At 41.7% G+C, this 20,384-nt stretch carries 12 protein-coding genes; 2 read left to right on the top strand and 10 right to left on the bottom strand.

Annotated features, from left to right (window positions below):
• Positions 1–29: 29 nt before the first annotated feature.
• From rnr to fsa, 3 genes are all read right to left on the bottom strand, one after another.
• Positions 30–2,162, bottom strand: coding sequence for a ribonuclease R (gene rnr / locus HMAT_RS16965; protein WP_104384061.1), 2,133 nt, complete (start codon positions 2,160–2,162; stop codon positions 30–32).
• Positions 2,163–2,370: 208 nt separating this feature from the next.
• Complete coding sequence (locus HMAT_RS16970) at positions 2,371–2,799, bottom strand: Fur family transcriptional regulator (RefSeq protein WP_104384062.1); 429 nt, start codon at positions 2,797–2,799, stop codon at positions 2,371–2,373.
• 130 nt (positions 2,800–2,929) lie between these two features.
• Positions 2,930–3,589: a fructose-6-phosphate aldolase gene (fsa, locus tag HMAT_RS16975; RefSeq protein ID WP_104384063.1), complete on the bottom strand. Its 660-nt coding sequence runs from the start codon at positions 3,587–3,589 to the stop codon at positions 2,930–2,932.
• 178 nt (positions 3,590–3,767) lie between these two features.
• Between fsa and HMAT_RS16980 the strand changes: the two genes are divergently transcribed.
• Positions 3,768–4,988 (top strand): MFS transporter, encoded by a 1,221-nt coding sequence (locus HMAT_RS16980; protein ID WP_104384064.1) that lies wholly within the window; start codon positions 3,768–3,770, stop codon positions 4,986–4,988.
• On the opposite strand, the gene HMAT_RS16985 is transcribed toward HMAT_RS16980, so the two are convergent.
• The 7 genes from HMAT_RS16985 to HMAT_RS17015 all read right to left on the bottom strand — a co-directional run bounded on the left by HMAT_RS16985 (position 4,985) and on the right by HMAT_RS17015 (position 18,272).
• A complete protein-coding gene (locus HMAT_RS16985; RefSeq protein ID WP_233789409.1) occupies positions 4,985–5,440 on the bottom strand; it encodes an aspartyl protease family protein in 456 nt (151 codons plus the stop codon). The genes HMAT_RS16980 and HMAT_RS16985 overlap by 4 nt on opposite strands.
• Before the next feature lie 153 nt (positions 5,441–5,593).
• Positions 5,594–6,532 carry a malate dehydrogenase gene (locus HMAT_RS16990; protein ID WP_104384065.1) on the bottom strand — a complete coding sequence of 313 codons (939 nt, stop codon included), beginning with the start codon at positions 6,530–6,532 and terminating at the stop codon, positions 5,594–5,596.
• Positions 6,533–6,763: 231 nt separating this feature from the next.
• Positions 6,764–9,094 carry a BamA/TamA family outer membrane protein gene (locus HMAT_RS16995; RefSeq protein ID WP_104384066.1) on the bottom strand — a complete coding sequence of 777 codons (2,331 nt, stop codon included), beginning with the start codon at positions 9,092–9,094 and terminating at the stop codon, positions 6,764–6,766.
• A complete protein-coding gene (locus tag HMAT_RS17000; RefSeq protein WP_104384067.1) occupies positions 9,060–14,351 on the bottom strand; it encodes a translocation/assembly module TamB in 5,292 nt (1,763 codons plus the stop codon). Before HMAT_RS17000 ends, HMAT_RS16995 begins: the two co-directional genes overlap by 35 nt.
• A 393-nt stretch (positions 14,352–14,744) precedes the next feature.
• Positions 14,745–15,119: a DoxX family membrane protein gene (locus HMAT_RS17005; RefSeq protein WP_104384068.1), complete on the bottom strand. Its 375-nt coding sequence runs from the start codon at positions 15,117–15,119 to the stop codon at positions 14,745–14,747.
• A gap of 23 nt (positions 15,120–15,142) precedes the next feature.
• Entirely contained in the window at positions 15,143–15,445 is a 303-nt protein-coding gene (locus HMAT_RS17010; RefSeq protein WP_104384446.1) for a DUF4342 domain-containing protein, read from the bottom strand.
• 190 nt (positions 15,446–15,635) lie between these two features.
• Positions 15,636–18,272 carry a valine--tRNA ligase gene (locus HMAT_RS17015; protein WP_104384069.1) on the bottom strand — a complete coding sequence of 879 codons (2,637 nt, stop codon included), beginning with the start codon at positions 18,270–18,272 and terminating at the stop codon, positions 15,636–15,638.
• A 381-nt stretch (positions 18,273–18,653) separates the two neighbouring features.
• Here HMAT_RS17015 and HMAT_RS17020 point away from each other — a divergent pair, with 381 nt between their 5' ends.
• The gene (locus HMAT_RS17020) at positions 18,654–20,381 is read left to right on the top strand and encodes an LTA synthase family protein (protein WP_233789411.1); all 1,728 of its coding nucleotides are present in this window, start codon (positions 18,654–18,656) and stop codon (positions 20,379–20,381) included.
• Positions 20,382–20,384 lie beyond the last annotated feature (3 nt).

Consider the following 20,384-nt stretch of genomic DNA (forward strand, 5'->3'; position numbering starts at 1 on the left):
CCAAAATATTTGGTGCGGCTTTTTATGTTTTAACTCAACAACGTAAAATCTATCTGCCGTTTATCCAGATCCACTTTCTTTACACGGATTTGAACCTCATCACCCAATTGGAATTTCTTTTTCTTCCGCTGGCCGATAATGGCGTAGTTCTTCTCATCCAGTACATAGAAATCATCTGTGATATCACGCAAGCGCACCATACCCTCACACTTGTTCTCTTCAATCTCCACATACATACCCCATTCGGTCACACCTGAGACAATACCAGTGTATTCGGTGCCAATCTGATCTTGTAGGTATTCCGCTTGTTTGTATTTAATGGAAGCACGTTCCGCTTCAGCTGCCTTTTTCTCCATTTGCGAGGAGTGCTCTGCCATTTTCTCATAATGCTCGGCATTGACCTTTGTACCACCATCCAGGTAGAACTGCAAAAGACGGTGTACCATCACATCCGGATATCGACGGATAGGGGAAGTGAAGTGGGTGTAATAGTCAAAAGCCAATCCATAATGGCTTGTTTTCTTCGTTGTATAGATAGCCTTGGCCATTGATCGTACCGCCAAAGAGGTCAGCATATTTTGCTCCTTGCTGCCTTCGATCTTGGTCATGATAGCATTAAGCGATTTCGCTGTTTCCTTGTCTGTTTTAATGGTCAGCTTATGGCCAAAGCGCGCGGCAAATTGCGAGAATGTGGTCAAAGTTTCCGGATTAGGCACATCGTGGTAACGGTATACAAACGTTAATTTGTTTTTACCGCGACCTTGCTTACCGATATATTCGGCCACTTTACGGTTGGCCAGCAACATAAAATCTTCGATCAGCTTGTGGGCATCTTTACGTACTTTGGTGTATACGCCCGTAGGTTTGCCATGCTCATCCAGGGTGAATTTAACCTCCTCACTTTCAAAGGCAATCGCACCATTTTTAAACTTGCGCTCGCGGAGGATATAAGCAAGCTCATTTAATTTTAAGATCTCATGGCTGAAATCACCGGATTTCGTCTCGATGACTTCCTGCGCTTCTTCATAGCTAAACCGTCTGTCCGAATGGATAATCGTACGGCCGAACCATTGCTCATGAATAGTAGCTTTCTCATCCATTTCGAATACCGCCGAAAAGCAAAGTTTGTCTTCATGTGGGCGTAATGAACAGACCCCATTGGACAGGCGCTCCGGAAGCATCGGAATAACACGGTCGACCAGATAGACTGATGTCGCACGGTTAAAAGCCTCCTTGTCCAGTTCGGTATCCGGTAGCACAAAATGGGATACATCGGCGATATGTACGCCGATCTCGTAATTGCCGTTCTCCAGCTTTTGGAAAGATATGGCATCGTCAAAATCTTTGGCATCTGCAGGGTCAATCGTGAAGGTCGTGACCCCTCTGAAATCACGTCTCTTGGCGATTTCTTCCTTGCTGATTTTTTCCGTGATTTTATTGGCCTCTTCTTCTACCTTTTTCGGGAATTCCAATGGGAAACCGTAGTCCGCCAGGATCGCATTCATCTCGGTGTTGTTTTCGCCTTTGACCCCAAGGACATGTTTGACCGTTCCTACAGGGTTTTTACTGCCACTTGGCCAGTCAATGATCGAAACCACCACTTTCTCCTTGTCCTTGGCGCCGTTTAGATTGTCCAGGGGGATAAAGATATCATGGAGCATCTTGCGGTCATCCGCGATAAAAAAAGCGAAATTATTTGAGATGCTGATCGTTCCGGTAAAGTCCGTTTTGGCCCGTTGTAAGATTTCGACAACTTCGCCTTCTTTTTTGCGGCCACCTTTCCTTTTCTCAAAAGTGTGCACCTTGACAATATCCCCATGCAGGGCCTGTCTTAGTTTACGCGGCGCAATATAGATGTCGTTCTCAAATTCATCTTCCGGAATAATATAGGCGGAACCATCTGCTGTCATGTCCACCCTTCCGGTGACATATACTTTAAGCTGCTTCAGGTTAAATTTTCCACGTTCTGCCTCTATAAACAGTCCGCTTCGCACATTCTCCTGTAAAATATCGGCAATAGCGACTTTGGAATCGTTGTCCGTCAGGTTCAATTTGGAAGAAACTTGCTTATAGTTGAGTGGTTTGTTTCCTGACTTTTCGAAAATATCGATGATCAGTTGTGTCAATACCTCTTTATAGGGATTTTCTTTTCTTGTCTTCATTCGTGTTATTGTTTACTCATTTGTTTTAGCCTCCAAAGGCATTTGCAGAGCTGCTCGATCACTCATCTGTATGATCGACATTGTTGATACAAGGTACAAAAAAAACCGCATTTTAACCGTACGATAGCCGAGCTAATCGGAGCAAAATCCGATTACCAAACTATAGACAGATCAGGGGAGAAATTGTTTTGGAACTGTACGGTATGATTTATTTTTTACAATGATTGCATACGCCGAGTGCATTTACGGCAATCGCTTCCAGGCTAAACCCATCGGGGATAGCTACTTTTGGTAATGTAATTTCATCCAGACAATAGACCGAATTGCATATCCGGCAGATAAAATGTACATGCTGGTCGTGATGGTCATGTTCGGAACAGTTGGTGGAACACATGGCGTAGGTCGCGGTTCCGTGTAAATCAAAGATCTTGTGGATAATGCCTTTTTCCTCAAAACTGGCCAGTACACGGTATAATGTCACACGGTCGATATCCTTGCCCAATAGTTTCTCCAATTCAGGCTGGGAAATGGCCGAATCTTTCGTTGAAATAATTTCAAGTACCCTTAACCGTGGTTGGGTAACTTTTAAACTATTCCGTTTCAGGATTTCTGGATATGCTGTATTGGATTGTTCCATGGACTCTTTTGTTAAACCTTAGATCAATTACAAAAATAAGCAATTTATCCACATAAGAAAACCGATAAGGTTAAGATTATTGTCATCTTCCCCCTATCGGTTTAAAACCTATACCGAAATATAGTCTATTTTATTTGCCTGCAGCTTTCGCGTGGTCAGCTAAAAATGTTGCTAAACCGCTATCTGTCAATGGGTGTTTCAATAGGGATAAAATTGCCGATAATGGACCCGTCATCACATCTGCACCGATTTTAGCACAGCCCAGGATGTGCGCGCTGTGGCGTACAGAAGCGGCTAAGATCTGTGTTGGATACTGGTAGTTATCATAGATCAAACGGATATCTTCGATCAATGCCAGTCCATCTGTAGAGATATCATCCAAACGGCCAATAAAAGGAGAAACATAAGTTGCACCTGCTTTTGCTGCCAATAAAGCTTGACCAGCAGTGAATACCAATGTACAGTTTGTTTTAATACCTTTTTTGCTGAAATATTTAATTGCTTTCACGCCATCTTTGATCATAGGAACTTTGACCACGATCTTGCTGTCAAGAGCTGCCAATGCTTCTCCCTCTTTGATCATTTCGTCATAAGTAGTAGAAATAACTTCAGCACTCACGTCGCCGTCAACAATAGCACAGATTGCTTTGTAGTGGTTGATTACGTTCTCATCACCGCTGATACCTTCTTTAGCCATTAAGCTTGGATTGGTCGTTACACCATCTAATACGCCTAAGTCTTGGGCTTCCTTGATTTGCTCTAGGTTCGCTGTGTCAATAAAAAATTTCATTTTGTATGTTGTTGAATGATAATTATTTGATTATTTTAACGTTCAAAATAATAGGTGCAAAGTTATTGATTATATTCCAGTATTACACATTGATTTCAATGAATTGCATCATTATTTTTGCAAAATAGAATCTCTTCTCTTTCTTTTTTGTTATACTTTTATAGTATTATCTTTCAATATGCAGGTTTTTAGGTCTCTCCATTATAGAAACTTCCGTTTACATGTGATAGGACAAGCAATTTCCCTAATGGGAACTTGGATGCAGCGGATAGCGATCAGCTGGCTGGTGTATGAGCTGACAGGCTCGGTGTTCTGGTTGGGGTTCGTTCAGTTTATTTCCTTATTGCCCTCGTTGGTAATGTCCCCATTTATCGGAAGCTTCGTCGATAAACACAAAAAATATAAATTGGTGTTATTGACGCAGATCGGCCTGATGATACAGGCTGGTGTACTGACCTTGGTAGTTTACCTCAAATGGGAGAGCGTCTTGTGGCTCTCGGTACTAGGACTCATACAAGGGGTCATCAACTCGTTTGATGTGCTCGGTCGGCAGTCGTTGATGATGTATCTGGTCGGCGACCGCAAGGATCTGCCGAACGCCATCGCGCTTAATTCGACCATTTTTAACGGTGCACGGATGCTGGGCCCTGCTATTGGGGGGATTTTATTGAGTACCTATGGCGAACTGGTCTGTTTTGCCCTGAATTTTATCAGTTTTGTGCCCGTCATTATTACCTTGTTGATGATGCAGGTGGATGAGACCAAGGTACAGCTCAGCAAAGGGAGCAACTGGGAGGGACTGGTCGAGGGATTTCGCTACCTCAAACGTTCACCACATATTTCTTCCCTGATTATTATTATGACGTTCTCCAGTTTGATCGTCATCCCTTATACCTCGCTTTTGCCGGCCATAGCAAAAGAAATGTTCCATGGAGACGAACGTACGTTCTCCTGGTTTGAAAGTGCTGCTGGACTAGGTGCCATGATCGGTGCATTTAATATGGCCCGCCTGAAGTCAGGGACTAACCTGCGTTATCAAGTAATGGGGGCCGCGGCACTGATGGGACTGGCCTTACTCTTCCTGGCGCATTCAAGCATGTTGCAGATGGCACTCGTTTATGTTATGCTGGTTTCCTTTGCGATGATGATGCAGAATTCTAGTATTAACACCTATATTCAGACACATGCCATACCAATCTACCGGGCACGGGCGATTTCATATTATGTGATGGCCTTTCAGGGGATTTTTCCGATAGGGACATTGATGATTGGCTCCCTGGCAAGCTACTATGGCCTCCGGACAACCTTATACCTGATGGGCGGATTGGGAATATTAATAGCCATACTCTATTACACCTATCTGCGGATGCATATCCATAAAAGGCTTTTTAAATTCTAGTGACTCTTAATTTTTCGGTCACGTAAGCGTAATGTCTGCTTGGCGTAATCAATGACAGCACCATAGTCGGCAAAAATATCACCGCCTAGTACACCGATCACCGGTTCCAGCTCCATTTGCCCGTAGGCGTAATTGATGGAGCTTAAATCCAATACCGCGGTTTTCAATTTATTGATTCGCCATGTACCGATATACAAGCTGGGGATTTCCATTGTAAAACTCTCCATGGAGTTGGTACCGAGACCTGTTGAAAGGGTTTCCGATGGTTCCAACAGTAATTGATCTTCCAGAAGGTGGCCCATTTGGGTTTTGTCAAATACGGTTTTGGATGCTCCCGTGTCGATTACCATCTTAAAACTGCGTTCATATAGCGTTACATCAACTAGAATATGTGTTCCTTGTCCCTGAAGGTCCAGAAGTTGAAAAGGTACTGTTGTCATATTTCCAAACATAGCCAAAAATTTAATTAAAAAAAACTTTGGCGCAAGCTTACTGCTCCTTTGAACGTAAAATCCGGGATGCAGCATGAAAAAATGATCGGCAAACCAGACATAAAAAAGGCCGTTATTCCAATAACGGCCTTTCCATTCGCTGCTGTATGTTGATTACAACGCGTTTATTTCTTTTAATACATTATTCATGGTACGTACCGCATCGGCACTTTTGCCGAATTTTTCCTTATCCTCTTCATCCAGTTGCAGTGGAATAATACGGTCCCATCCTTTTTTGTTGATAATGACCGGAACACCGAGATTGATATCTTCCTGACCAAATTCACCTTCGAGGTAAACGGAAGCAGTAAACAATTTACCTTGGTCACGTACAATGCTTTCGACCACTGCAGCGGTAGCAGCTCCCGGCGCGTACCAGGCAGAGGTGCCGATAAGGCTTGTTAAAGTTGCTCCACCAACCATTGTCTTATGCACAATCTCTGCCTGTTCTTCGGCGGTTAGAAAGTTGCTGACCGGAATGCTGTTCCACGTGGAGTGCTTGATCAGCGGAATCATCGTGGTATCGCCGTGACCACCAATGACAATAGCATTGAGGTCCGCGGCTGAAGCATTTAATTTTTCACTCAATTGATACTTGAAGCGTGCGGAATCCAATGTTCCACCCATTCCGATAATCCTATTTTTAGGCAAGCCACTCGATTTGAGCGCGAGATAGGTCATCGTATCCATTGGGTTAGAAACAATGACAATAATGATATCCGGAGAGTGCTTTACCAAATTCTCTACAACCGATTTAACGATATTGGCATTTGTTCCGATCAATTCCTCGCGGGTCATTCCCGGCTTGCGGGGAATACCTGAGGTAATGACAGCAACAGTAGAGCCCGCAGTAGACAGATAGTCATTGGTTACCCCTTTGATCTTGGATTCAAAGCCCAGTAAGGCTGCCGTTTGAGCCATATCCTGCGCTTTTCCTTCCGCAAATCCTTCCTTGATATCCAATAACACAATTTCCTCGGCGACATTTCGACGGATTAAATTGTCTGCTGTAGTTGCGCCTACAGCTCCAGCACCAACAATAGTTACTTTCATATGTAAATTATTTGTTTTTTAAAGGCCATATGGAATATCCAGTCCATTTTTACGAATGCTTGTACTGTTTTTCTACATGGATATTTCATGAGCATTTATGTGGATTAGTAAATAATGCTTGAATTTAACGAATTATTGTCAGTAAATCAATCAATTTCACCGGAATAACTTGATTTTTCAACGTCATAAAATGATAGTGGTTGAAACATGACCTAGAGATGTCGCCTGAGGCTAGAATGGATAACCAATAGCCAGATTGAACATCAGGTTGTCTTTCCGCCATTGCGAACTGCCGAAATCAATGTCCTTAAATACCCAGCGTTCCCCTTTTGGTAGGTAGGGAATACGGAAAGGAATTGAAAAATCAGTCCGGATGATCAGGAAAGTAAAGTCGAAACGCAAGCCAGCGCCACCGCCCACAGCAAGTTCATTCAAAAAGTTCTTGCTGAATTTCGCACCGGGCTTATTCACATCTTCGCGTTGCAGCCAGACGTTACCCGCATCAATAAATGCTGCCCAATGTACAAAACCAGCCAGCTTAGCCCGGTATTCGGTATTCAGTTCCAATTTGATATCACCAGTCTGGTCTGCATAAAATAAACCATTGCTCAATTTTTCCGGAGCAACCGTTCCGGGACCGATAGCGCGGGCACCAAAGGCGCGGATACTGTTCGGACCACCGACATAATATTGTTTCAAATAGGGTAGGGATCGCGAGTTTCCATAGGAATAACTCAATCCAAGACTTACCCTGGAAGCCAGTTGCGAATTCTCTGATAATTTAAAGTAATGTCTTCCATCACCACTTAATTTAATATACTGGGAGAAGTATGCGTCAAATAACTTGAAAGTCTTGCCTTTATTGAAATCCGCACCTTTGATTAAGCCAAGGATATTGCCCGAGAGATCCAGATTACCTTTGAAATAGAATGTATTTTTCAGGTGCTGCTTCATTGTATTCTGAAAAGTGAAGTTGTAATTGGGGCCAATCGTAAACTGTGGGTCGATCGCATGCCGTAAAGCGGGGATCGTATCCATTTGCTTTTGATAATTTTCCGAAATACCTTTAGGTTGTACATAGGTAATTTCCAGCAAAGCGAGATCATGCTGCTTTTCCTCTGACTCTTGCCAGATATAACCATAATCCAATGCAATAGAATTCAGTGTATATGCTTTACGACGGTTGAGGAACTCGTATCGGCCCTTCACATAGGTCTTAGGAATAAAACGGCGTGAAGGATTAATATGGCCAAAAGGAGAGAGTATCCTCGGAAAAGTTACTGTAGCTTCCATTCCGTAGCGGTAATAACTGGAATTTAGATCCGCATTTCCACCCGTCTGTGTTTCATATCCGCCAAAGACATTGAAGCTCAATTGCTCTGCACCCTTAAATGCATTGCGCAACGTCCAGTTGACGTTGACCTCTGTACCATTGTAGACTGATGCCATTTTGCCCAATAGTTCTACCCGTAATGATTTTTTGGGGAGTGGCGTTAGATAATAGTATACATCCAGTGCATTAGGTACTTCCTTACTATCCACAAAGTTGTTCTTCACAAATTTCCAGCTGTTCAGGTTCACCAAATGACTAATCGTTTGGTTGTGCGCAGTACGGTTGTAGGTGTCACCTGGTTTGAAGAAAATATGGTTTGCGATAACGGGCTTTCGAAATGTATGATTACGATCTATAAAATAGTAGCTGCTGTCAAATAACTCTGCATTTCGGGTCGACCGCTGGTAGCCCGAACTGGTCTCTGTGTAATTCGGGAAAATATAAATTTTATTTATTTTAGACGGAACTTTCGCTTGCGCAGGGGTCTCTTTTTTCACCGTAACGTACATATCGACCCTGTTATTCCGGTGTGAACTGTCTACTTGTACAAGAATATAATCTGGACTAAAATAATAATAACCTTTATTTTTAAGGTCATTGTCAATACGATCACGCTCATTCAGCACAACATCCAGACTGTAGTTTTTTCCTACCTGCAGCAGGCTTTTATCCGAAGATGAACGAATATCCCGCCCCAGCTGTGTGCTGCTGTCAATGTCAAATTTGACCGATTGAATTCGGTAGATCAGGTTAGGCTTTGCTGTGTAATTGACAGTTGCTTTTTTCTCTTCAACCAGCGTATCTGATCTGACCTCCGCATTGAAAAAGCCGATATTCTCCAAGCGGTTTCGTAAAAGGTTCTCGTTATATTCACGGTTGACATCACTCAACAAAACCGGCTCTTCGCCGATTTTCTTGAAGAACCTTTTGATCATATTTTTATTGGCAGAATCACCGGCCATATTATTAAAATATAGCTTGAACGGAACGCCCGCCAAACGTTTATTAGGTTTGGGCATCAAAGCGGATTGGAGATAGGTGGAAAGCTTTTCCTTATTCTCCTTTGAAATGGTATCCGAATCGATGGTCACATTACCTTTGACATATAGGCTTTCCCCTTCTTTCAAATTCTTCGTGGAAGAACAGGAAGCTATTACTGTCGCCAATGTCAATATTCCGATAGCAAATCTCAGTTTAGCTCGCATGATAACTCCTTTCCTCATCTTCATTTTTAATCGCTGTCGTTCTAATCGTATCTAAATTTGTTTTTGGACCAGGATTTTTTGGTGCATTTTTACTGGAGTCCAATTCTTGTTTACGTTTTTCTTTTTCGCGTTCTTCAATACGTTTTCTATACTCCGGACTATGGAGCATCAAACTGTCTCTAATAACAGTACGGACACTGTCCCGATAGACCGAATCTGTTTCCATCCGTTCCACATTGAAGCGTTTTCTAAATCCTTTGCTATCGGTATCATAGTACTCTCTAAGTTTTTTAGAGCTCATCCAGATCTCTTTAAACTTATTGTAATCCATATTGATAATAAATCCGATACCGGTCTCTACATATTGCCCCTGAAGGGTCACCTGGTATTGGTTTTTACGATACATACGGGCAAAATAGCGGCCATCTTGTGAAAGTTGGTAATCCAATTGAATATCTCCGGCAATATTATTGGACGCTTCTCCGGGCCGGGTATTACCTTCCACTTCAAAATTGGAACCAATAGTAATCTTTAAACGGTCATTCAAAAGCATTTTTGAGACGCCGATATTTAGATCTGTTCTTGTCTGTCCGGCACCGGTAGCATAATCTTCCTCAGAGGTCAGGTTGAAATCCAATTCTACACCAGTAATCAATTCTGAAGCGAGACGATTCAGCTGACCGCTCAAGAATGAACTGATACTATTTCTAACGATGGCTTCCGTACCACCACCACCGGATAAACTTTCAAATGGATTCGTCGACATAAATCGTCCCAATACAATGAGGGAGAACACCTGTTTGTTGAGTTCAGACGGATTTTCACGGAGGGTAGTCAGCGCATTGTTTACCTTGCTGACCACATCTTGAGAGACAATAGAGTTATTCTCATCCAGATCGATATCAAAACCTAATTGTGGCTGGAAGAGCTTGTCCGTAATTTTTAGTAAAACATTGAATGGGACACGTTGTTTATACAGATTTGCATTTTCAGATCCCAATTGCGTTGCCACCAATTCTAAAGTCGGCGCTTTGATTAGATATGCTGCTGTAATATTCAGCCGTGCGTCCAATGGATCTCCATTCCAGGTAATCGTACTTCCTTTTTGGAAGGTGAAATCCTTTTTCACGGGGCCAAAACTAAAGGAATAACTTCCTTTATCTACAGTAAATGTTCCAGACAAGGTAATCTTGCTGCTGGCATCTATACCGGCGTTTAATTCAGCCTGACCTTGAATGTTAAGGGCATCTTGCGATCCTGCATCTAAGAGTATCTTAAATTTAGCCTCTTTGTCTGTCTGTAGATTCAGATCCACATCTATCCCTGTCAATTTTGTAACCGTCATAGAATCCAATTTGGCAAATACATTCGCACGGGTGGTATCGCTCTTATCCACAAATTCTACGACCCCCTTACGGTCAGCGATCCCTGGATTCTCATTTGGCATGACAAAGGTAAAATCGGTATCGTCAAGTACTTTGATTGTTCCATCGACTACAGGCTTGTCCAGATTTCCTCTGATCCGCAGATTGGATGTCAGGTACATCTTACCATAGAACATGTCGTTGTCCGTCTGGGTTGAGTTGAGCACCTCAAAATTATCGGTATTCACATTCAGATTGAAATCAAAATCAGTGTAGGTTTTTGTGTCGATCGAACCCGTAACTTTGGCGATATTTCCTTTTTTGTCTTCCAATGCAAATTTGGGAAAGCTAATGCCACTATTATCAAAATGCACCGTCTCGTCTTTTGCTTTGAAAAGGGCATTTAACATAGCAATATTGAATTGGGCATCTTTAAATTTCACGTCACCATCTATACGAGGTTTCGAAGGTGAGCCTGTAATTTTCAATTGACCTTCCAGGTTTCCTTTCGACTCTTTCAAATAACCCAAACTAAAGGCTTGTACGGTTTGCATGCTCAATGGTTGGATATCCAATGTGAAATCCAGACTGGATTCTCCGTTCGGTGGACTAATGAAATCACCGTTTAATACCACATTATTGCCATTTTCACTGATACTAACATTTGCGCTATAGGTATTTTCTTTTTCGTTGTTGACTTTAATATTCACATTTCCAACGGTATCTTTCCCAACATAGAATTTATCGATGAGCAGATCCGAAACAAATACTGGACTACTTTCCAGGCGTGATATTGTTGCCTGGCCGTTGATGCCGCCCCCTAGATCCATGATGTCGCTTTCAAGCATTTTGCTTAGGGTCTCGATACGGAAATTTTTAAAGGAAATATTAACCGGTGAATTTAAGACACTGTCTTGTGAGGATATACTTAATTCTTGCCCTTTACTGCTCAGGACAAAATCTTTTGCCTGAATACCTGTACTACCAAATTTAAGTACATTGGCCGGATTTACGTTCCATTTGTCGTAGTTAAGCATTAAGCCATCCTGATGGAGATTGAACACAAATGCACCGTTAGCTACACGCATATCTCCACCCAAATGATACTGTTCTTTCTCCTTTTTATCTTTTATCCACAGGCCAAAATCCAGGTTATTCTGTATCACAGAACCACTAAATACCGTATTGACAAGTTCGATATTACTGACCTTGATCTTATTGATCAAAGCCGAGTAGTAAAGTGTGCTGTCCAGGGTATTTACATCCAGGGTAACGTTGTTTATCTCTGTTCCATTGTAGACTATTTTCGGCGCATCCAATTTGGCCAATATTGTTTTCGTAGCACTATTGAACATTCCATCCAGTGTAATATCTTTCATTTCGGTCAATTCCGGGACAAAATCCTGTACAAATTTAGTACGGGTCAGCTGCGCTGAAAATTCGATATTCTGTGGTTCATAAGGTGGTACCTTGACAGGTTTTCCGGGTTGGTAATAGACCTGCAAAATATCTTGAACGGCATTCGGTAGTTCTAGTATCTTATATTTCCCGACCAAGTGGGCATTGAAAAATGAAGATTTTAGCAGTAGCAAATTTCTCGATGTATCCGATTTTGCAATTAGGGATATGCTATCCAGGGAATAGTAAGCTTCGTTATAGGCGATGGAAGAGTTGGTGATATGTGCCTCCCCATTGAGAAAGTTTGGATCCGCCGAAGTAAAATGCCCGACCATCTTACCGTGGTATTTGAAATCGTCGGCCATCAGCTTCAGATTTTTCAGATTGATGGTATCCACCTGCAATTCAAAATCTACCTTCGGATAAGTGGATTTCATATCCGCTGTAGCGTCGAGTTTCAGCTTAATATTGGGATCCGGACTCACTACTGATGCTTTGATATCACCTTTATCGGCAGTCAGGTTCATGTCGATATTCTGATACCGATAGCCCATGGCGTCCATACGGTTTACTTTGCCATCGAAATTGGCGACCAGTTTCTTGGGGTCTGTTCCATGTCCTTTTATTTTTCCTTCAAAGGAAAGGATGCCTAATGTACTGTCCATTTTCATGATCTTGCCAATATCAAAATCACGGATGCTAACAAAAGCATCGTAGGTTGTATCTCTGCCCGCCATACTGACTTTACCGTCAAATTTAGCTGTACCCTTTTCCGTCACCAACGAAAGATTGGTGTCAAAAGCAGTCATGCCACCTTTAAACGTTCCTGTTAGTCCGATTGTATTCGGCAGTTCGATGCTGCTAGGTAGCATGGACTTGGCAACGAGTTTTTCGATATCGGATCGACCTGTCGTTAGTTTTTTCAGATTAAGATCCATGGACATCTTATTTACGTCCGGTAAACCTTTGAGTCGCATACTGGCGATAACACGTGTATTGGATAGCGTCTGGAAATCAATATTGGGAATATTTAGGTCGTTGAGTTTACCTATGACACGGCCATCAATATTAAACTTTTTATCCATCAACGGCTTCATAACCTGCATGGTATCCAAAAAGGGAGCAAAGTAGTAAATGTCACGCATATCGACATGGCTCTTTTTGACGGTTGCATTGACATAGATCAGTTCCGGCTTTTTGCTAATGATATCCAGTGAAGGATAGGTGACTTTGAGGTAATCGCGAATAAGCGTGCGCGGTGTTTCCGCGTATAGGTTTTTAATTTCCGCCCCTGTATTCGTATACTTAAAGTCGCCTTTGAGCTGTTTGATGACCAGACCGGAGTGATCGGAGGCAGTCAGCTCATTCAGTGATCCGCTGATCGAATCGGCACTGTAATATAGATCCGTCAGATTGGTTTTTATCCCCGGAATTTTAATGTTGAAATAATCAAAGCCTTTCATGCGGGCCTGATTGTCATCCCGATAAGCCAGAGCAGTATTATTGATCGTGATGTCTTTGGCAGAGACGATCCACTTGATCTTTGTGGTATCCGTTGGGGCATTGCCCGTAGGCGTAGGCTGCGTTTTCTTCGCTATTTTTCCAAAGAGCACCTCATTGTCGGAGCCATCGAGGTGGATGGTTTGAATATCAACTAGCTCCTTGTTTAAATCAATCTTGTTGATATCTGCTCTTAGATTTTTGATGTTAAACTTTGTTTTAAGCGAGCTGGATTGATCCTCATAGCGGACAAGGATATTGGCAAGGTCGGCAATTTGTATTCCCACATCTGGAAGAAGGGTCGTGGTCTGTGCGGTTTTGTCCGTAATGCCAAAGTCTTTGACGGATGGAGCGGTGCCGTCCACGACAGGTTTCCATTGTTTTACGGTTGCACTCAAGCCGTCTATTTTTACCTTGGGCAGATTGAAGGCCATGTTTTTGGTCAGGTCAAACTTCTTGATATTGGTATTTAGCGTACCCAGATAAACATCAGCACTGGTTCCGATCACATCGTCAGCATAAACGATATGAAATTTATCCAGTTTTATTTTATCGAGATTAAAGAGTAGGGCCGAAGTCGTATCGGCAGTAGGTTTGCTCTCCTTTTCAGAGCCAAATGCTTTGACGATATAATCGAAATTAAAGGAACTGTCCGGTAACGTTCTTCGAATTTTTGCGGTGATCCCCTCCGCTTCGATACTTTGGATTTCTACAGTGTTTTTCAGTAGTTTGAGCATGTTGATATCCACAGCAATGCTTTTTCCGGCAACAAGCGTATCCTTGCTCTGATCTTCCAGATAGATATCCTGTAACACTAATTTTTTCGGAAAATCAATATTGATATAGCCGATTTTTACGGGAGTACCTATTTTTCCTTCGACATAATGAGTTACTTTTCCAGCGATATAGTTCTGAACGGAAGGTAGTCTGATTAAAAATACAACTAGAATAACCAGCGCAATTATTACTCCAATAATCCACAATATTGTTTTAAAAGCAATTCGGGTAAATCTGTTCAACGTATAATTTGATTTAAGTATCTATTAATAAAAATTAAAACGGAAAAAAGTTTGTAAAGTTTTTCAGATATTAAGTTATATCCCCGCCACTTCAACAAACTAAGATAAATTTGCTTGTATATGCAAGTTTAATTTCTGCTACCTATAGTTTAATTTGCGCTACACATGCGTATATGCAAACCTTGGACAGTTCCTCTCCTCACGGCAAATTCCATGCTATTGAGGAGATATCCTACAAATACATCAAATAATTGACCAAACCATTTTGGGAGTATAAAGTTTTTTATTTTTTAATTTTATGCTAACAAAAACATATAATGCCTATTTATTTCTTAACAACAGGAGTTTCTACCTGACAGGATTCTTCCGTTTCTGTTTGGATCAACACAACAATTACGCCATCAGTTTTTTGTATTTCCCCCAGTTTTCAAATACCACCCATAGCCAAATGACGAAAAGCACGGCCCAGATAATTAATCCCGTTTGGCTATAAAAAACCATGTTATGTGTGAAAATGCCAATGAGTATCGGAAAGATAACCAGTGCCCCTACAGTTCTTGTCTTTGGGAGGATAAATAATAAGCCGCCTAACAGTTCGATGATTCCGACCAATGGCATCAGCCATTTTATCGTGCCAAAAGCCTGAAATACCTTCTGCATATCGATGTCCATTGGTGGTATAGGCATATAATGAAGGAGCTTATCTAGGCCTGCATTAATAAAAAGTAGTCCGAACAAAACACAGAGAATATTCTTTATGATTTTCATGATCGTAAATTTTTAAGGTCAAATTAGTTGACAGTGATCGTAGTCGGTGGCTCAGTAGGGTCATCCTGTTTATCCTCTTCCTTCTTTTCGCTGTTTCGCTCCACCGTAATTGTACACTCGGTGAGTAAAGCTGCTACGGCACCTATTGCAGCAAATACCGGCGCCAGGATCAGTCCGATTGCCCCCACAGTAACCGGAAAACTCATGATTTCTTTACCATGTTTGTCCGAAATACTGATTTTATTCACATTGCCCTCTGCAATAACTTCTTTGATTTTCTGCAGTAGGTTTTCACCGTTGATTTGAAATGTTTCCTTGAATCCCATAATAATATAATTTAAGTTCGCTCTTATAAAGTTATTCATTTTTTTATAGGAATTCTTATAAAGTTAAAAATCAACGGATACTTCAGCGCAGAGACATCCGTGATGCGCCGAGGCATCGATGGAAGCAGTTGTCCTCCTAAAAAAAAGTCCCGCAATTTGCGGGACTTTGGAGAACTATCATGTTATGATTTTAACCCAGGGTAGTTAAGCTGTCCTGAAGAATCTTAATTTTAGCTTCTGCATCGGCTTTCTTACTTTTTTCGTTTTCGACGATTTCTGGTTTCGCATTTTGTACAAAGCGCTCGTTTGAAAGTTTTTTGTCTACAGATACCAAGAATCCTTTCAGATAATCCAGCTCTTTTTCGATACGCTCACGCTCAGCATCGACATCGATATTATTTTCCAATAACACATAGCATTCATCTTTTCCTGCCAGGAAGCTTGTTGCTCCGGCTACTTTTTCAGTTACAAAAGTGACCGACTCCAAGTTGGCTATTTTCGTGATGATCGCGATGTATTGTGCGAGGTCAATGTCAGACTGTTGGTTGATCGCCAGAGGTAATGCTACTTTTGGTGAGATTCCTTTCGAATTACGGATATTACGCACCTCGGAAATGATTTGTTGTGCTACAGCAAAATCTTTGATGACCTGTTCATCAAATGCGCTGACTTTTGGGAATTCAGCAACAATGATACAGTCTTTCTCTTCTTTTGCACCGAATAGTTCATCATGCCACAGTTCTTCCGTTAGGAAAGGCATAAACGGATGTACCAATGTCAATATGCGCTGAAAGAAAGATTTTACTGTTTCCAGGGTTTCCGAAGCGATAGGAGAACCGTAAGCCGGTTTGACCAGTTCAAGATACCAGGCACAGAAATCGTCCCAAACCAATTTATAGGATGTCATCAGGGCATCCGATAGACGGTAATGTTTGAAGTTCTCTTCAATTTCAGCCAATGCCTGATTGAATCTTGCCTCAAACCATGACGCCGAAATTTTATCTGATTCCGAAGCTGGAGCATCGCTAATCTCCCAGCCTTTTACCAAACGGAAAGCATTCCAGATCTTATTGGCAAAGTTACGGCCTTGAACACAAAGCTCGACATCAAAAGGCAGGTCATTCCCAGCAGGAGCTGTCAATAACATTCCCATCCGTGTTGCATCGGCACCATATTCATTCATTAGATCAATAGGATCAGGTGAATTGCCTAAAGATTTTGACATCTTGCGGCCCAGCTTGTCGCGTACGATACCTGTGAAATAAACATTTTCAAAAGGTAGCTGTCCACGGAATTCATAACCCGATACGATCATACGTGCTACCCAGAAGAAAATAATATCAGGTGCAGTAACCAGATCCTGAGTAGGGTAGTAGTAGTTAATTTCTGCATTTTCAGGCTCATTGATTCCGTTAAACACAGAGATAGGCCACAACCAGGCTGAAAACCAGGTGTCAAGCACATCTTCATCCTGGCGTAAATCCGCAAGTGTTAGATTCGCATTGTTCGACTTCTGTTGAGCCAGAGAAAGCGCTTCTTCGGCGGTTTGAGCAACAACAAAATCGTCGTTACCGTCACCATAGAAATAAGCCGGTATCTGATGCCCCCACCACAATTGCCTGGAAATGTTCCAATCCGTTACATTTTCCATCCAGTTGCGGTAGCTATTTTTGAATTTAGTCGGATGGAATTTAATGGTATCATCCATGACATTATCCAGCGCAGGTTTTGCCAGGTCTTCCATTTTCAGGAACCATTGGTTGGAGATCTTTGGTTCAATAACCGCACCGGTTCGTTCCGATGTGCCGACATTATTCGTGTAGTTCTCTACTTTCTCCAGCAATCCTTTTTCTTCCAGTTCCTTTTCGATCTCTTTACGGACTTTGAAACGATCCATACCGGCGTAATGTAAGCCGTTGTCATTTAATTTTGCTTCGTCTGTAAAGATATCTACAAATTCCAGATCATGCTTTTTGCCGAGTTCGTAGTCATTGACATCGTGCGCCGGAGTTACTTTAAGACAACCCGTACCAAATTCCAGATCAACATACTCATCCTCGATGATATTCACTTTACGGCCTACAATCGGTACAATTACCTGTTTTCCTTTTAGCCAGGTATAACGTTCATCATTTGGATTGATACATACGGCCGTGTCACCGAATATCGTTTCAGGACGCGTGGTCGCAACAACAATATATTGATCTGATCCTTCAACTTGATATTTCAGGTGGTATAATTTTCCGTTCTTTTCCTTGTAAACAACTTCCTCATCCGAAATATTGGTTTTTGCTTCCGGATCCCAATTGACCATGCGGTAACCACGGTAGATTAATCCTTTATTGTAAAGGTCGACAAATACACGGATTACCGATTGATACAATTCAGGGTCCATGGTAAAACGGGTCCGGTCCCAGTCACAGGAAGCACCTAGTTTTTCCAATTGTTTTAGGATAATGCCACCGTATTTTTCTTTCCATTCCCAGGCGTGTTTTAGGAAATCCTCACGCGATAAGGACTTTTTATCAATGCCTTGCTCCTTTAACATAGCGACGACCTTAGCTTCAGTGGCAATGGAGGCGTGATCAGTCCCCGGTACCCAACAAGCGTTTTTGCCCTGCATACGTGCGCGGCGAATCAAAACGTCTTGAATGGTATTGTTCAGCATATGACCCATGTGCAATACGCCAGTGACATTCGGTGGCGGCATTACAATCGTATAAGGTTCACGTTCGTCAGGAGTGGACCGGAAAAATCCGTTCGCTTTCCAATAGCTGTACCATTTTTCTTCAGCTTCTTTTGGATTGTAAGTTTTCGCTATGCTCATTTTAAATTCTATATTCAATTTTTTAAGGAATACAAAAGTAAGGAATTCTATGTTATTTTCCTTGTTATCATTGATCTTGTTATTGATTGTAGATCAAAGACCAAGGATAGGGCGCAATACTCAAACCTTAATACTTTTTTAATCTTTTCTTCATATTACTAGTCAATTAGCCTAGTTTTAATGTAAATTAATGTAAATTTGCCTGTTTTATTTTTACACGAAGGGATGCAACGATTTGCGAACGAACTTAGAGCGTTAACACAATATTTCTTGTTTTGGCTAATTATCTGTTTTATAGATAGATTTATTTTTATTTTTGCTTTTTTTGAAAAAATAGGGACGGATCATCTGACGGAGGTTTTTAAAATTTATTTCCATGGATTGAGCCTTGATTTTTCGGCAGTATCCTATATCTGTGCCCTTCCATTTCTCGTGTATTGTATTCTGGAATTTTTTCCAAAAGTTCAACCAAAACGGACTATCCTTGATGTTTATACCGTTGTTGTACTTGTTTTATTTTTCGTAACCAGCTTTATTAATGTCAATATCTATCGCGAATGGGGCGACAAAATCTCGAAACGTGCCATTGATGCTTTCTTGGCTTCACCTTCTGGAGCGGTAGCTTCAGCAGAATCTACGCCGGTTTTTCTTCCGATATTAGGTATGTTAGTGGGCATATTCTGTGGCTATTTTCTCTATCGTTGGATGTTCAAAAAGGTGCATTTCTATAATGTTAAATCGCCGGTTGGTAATTTTCTCAAATTGGCAGTAGGTGTTTTTGTGCTTTTTACCTTTATCCGAGGAGGATATGGCCGGGCAACACTAAACCCCAGTAAAGCTTATTATTCCGAAGTTACCTTTTATAACCATGCAGCGGTGAATACACAGTGGTCGCTTTTGCGTGACTTTTTTACGAAAAGTACCAAGTTAAAAAGCCCTTATGATTTCTATGGGTCGGATGATAGGGCTATTCAGGAACAGCTAAAGCCCGCTTTTCAGAGCAAGCCCGATTCTGCAGTTGAGGTATTATCCACCACACGTCCGAATGTTGTGATCATTATGCTGGAAAGTTTTGTCGGCGATCTTATTCAATCTTTGGGCGGCGAGAAGGGAATTACACCGCATATGGAAGAACTGATCAAAGGCGGGATTTTGTTTGATCATATCTACTCGGCAGCTGACCGTTCGGATAAGGGGATGGTTGCTATTTTGAGCGGCTTCCCGGCCCAAGGACCGGAAAGTATCATTAAATACATCGACAAACATGAAAACATGCCTGCTATTGGGCAGGAATTTGATCACGCAGGCTATGAAACCTCATTTTATCATGGCGGACAAAGTGAATTTTATAATTTCAAGTCCTATATGCTGACACACGGTATCTCCAGAGTGGTTGATAATGGCAGTTTTGGACTGGATGCCGAAAGGGCTTCTTGGGGCGTGTATGATCATGTCGTGTTTAATCAGATGATCAAGGATTTTAACAAAGAAAAACAACCGTTTTTCTCAACGATCTTTACCTTGATCAATCACGAACCATTCGAATTAAAGCATGGTTACAAATTTGGCAGTACCAATAACGCGGACAAGTTTAGAAGCACGGCCAATTATACGGATTCAGCTGTTTTCGATTTCATTGGCAAAGCGAAAAAGGAAGCATGGTATAAAAATACGCTTTTTGTCATTGTTGCGGATCATGGTCATCGGTTGCCCTCGGAAAAATGGGAGCTTTATCACCCGAATAGATTTCATATTCCATTGATCTTTTTTGGCGATGTAATTAAGCCTGAATATCGGGGCAAAATCTTCAATCGCATAGGAAATCAAACAGATTTAGCAACTACATTATTGACGCAGCTGAAGCTCCCAACAAATAGATATCATTGGAGTCGCGATTTATTCAACCCAACGACTCCGCAGATTGCATTTTATAATTCCAAAGATGCCTTTGGTGCAATCACACCCGAGCAGGCGGTATCTTTTGATAATGTCGGCCGAATTATCAATTATCGGGCTAACAAAGACTATCCTGCCGCTAAAACGGACAGTATCTTGAATATTGCCAAAGCATATTATCAACAGGTCTATCGTGAATTTCTAAAATATTAACAG

Origin of the sequence: Sphingobacterium sp. HMA12, from assembly GCF_002933815.1 — a bacterium.
GTDB lineage: Bacteria > Bacteroidota > Bacteroidia > Sphingobacteriales > Sphingobacteriaceae > Sphingobacterium.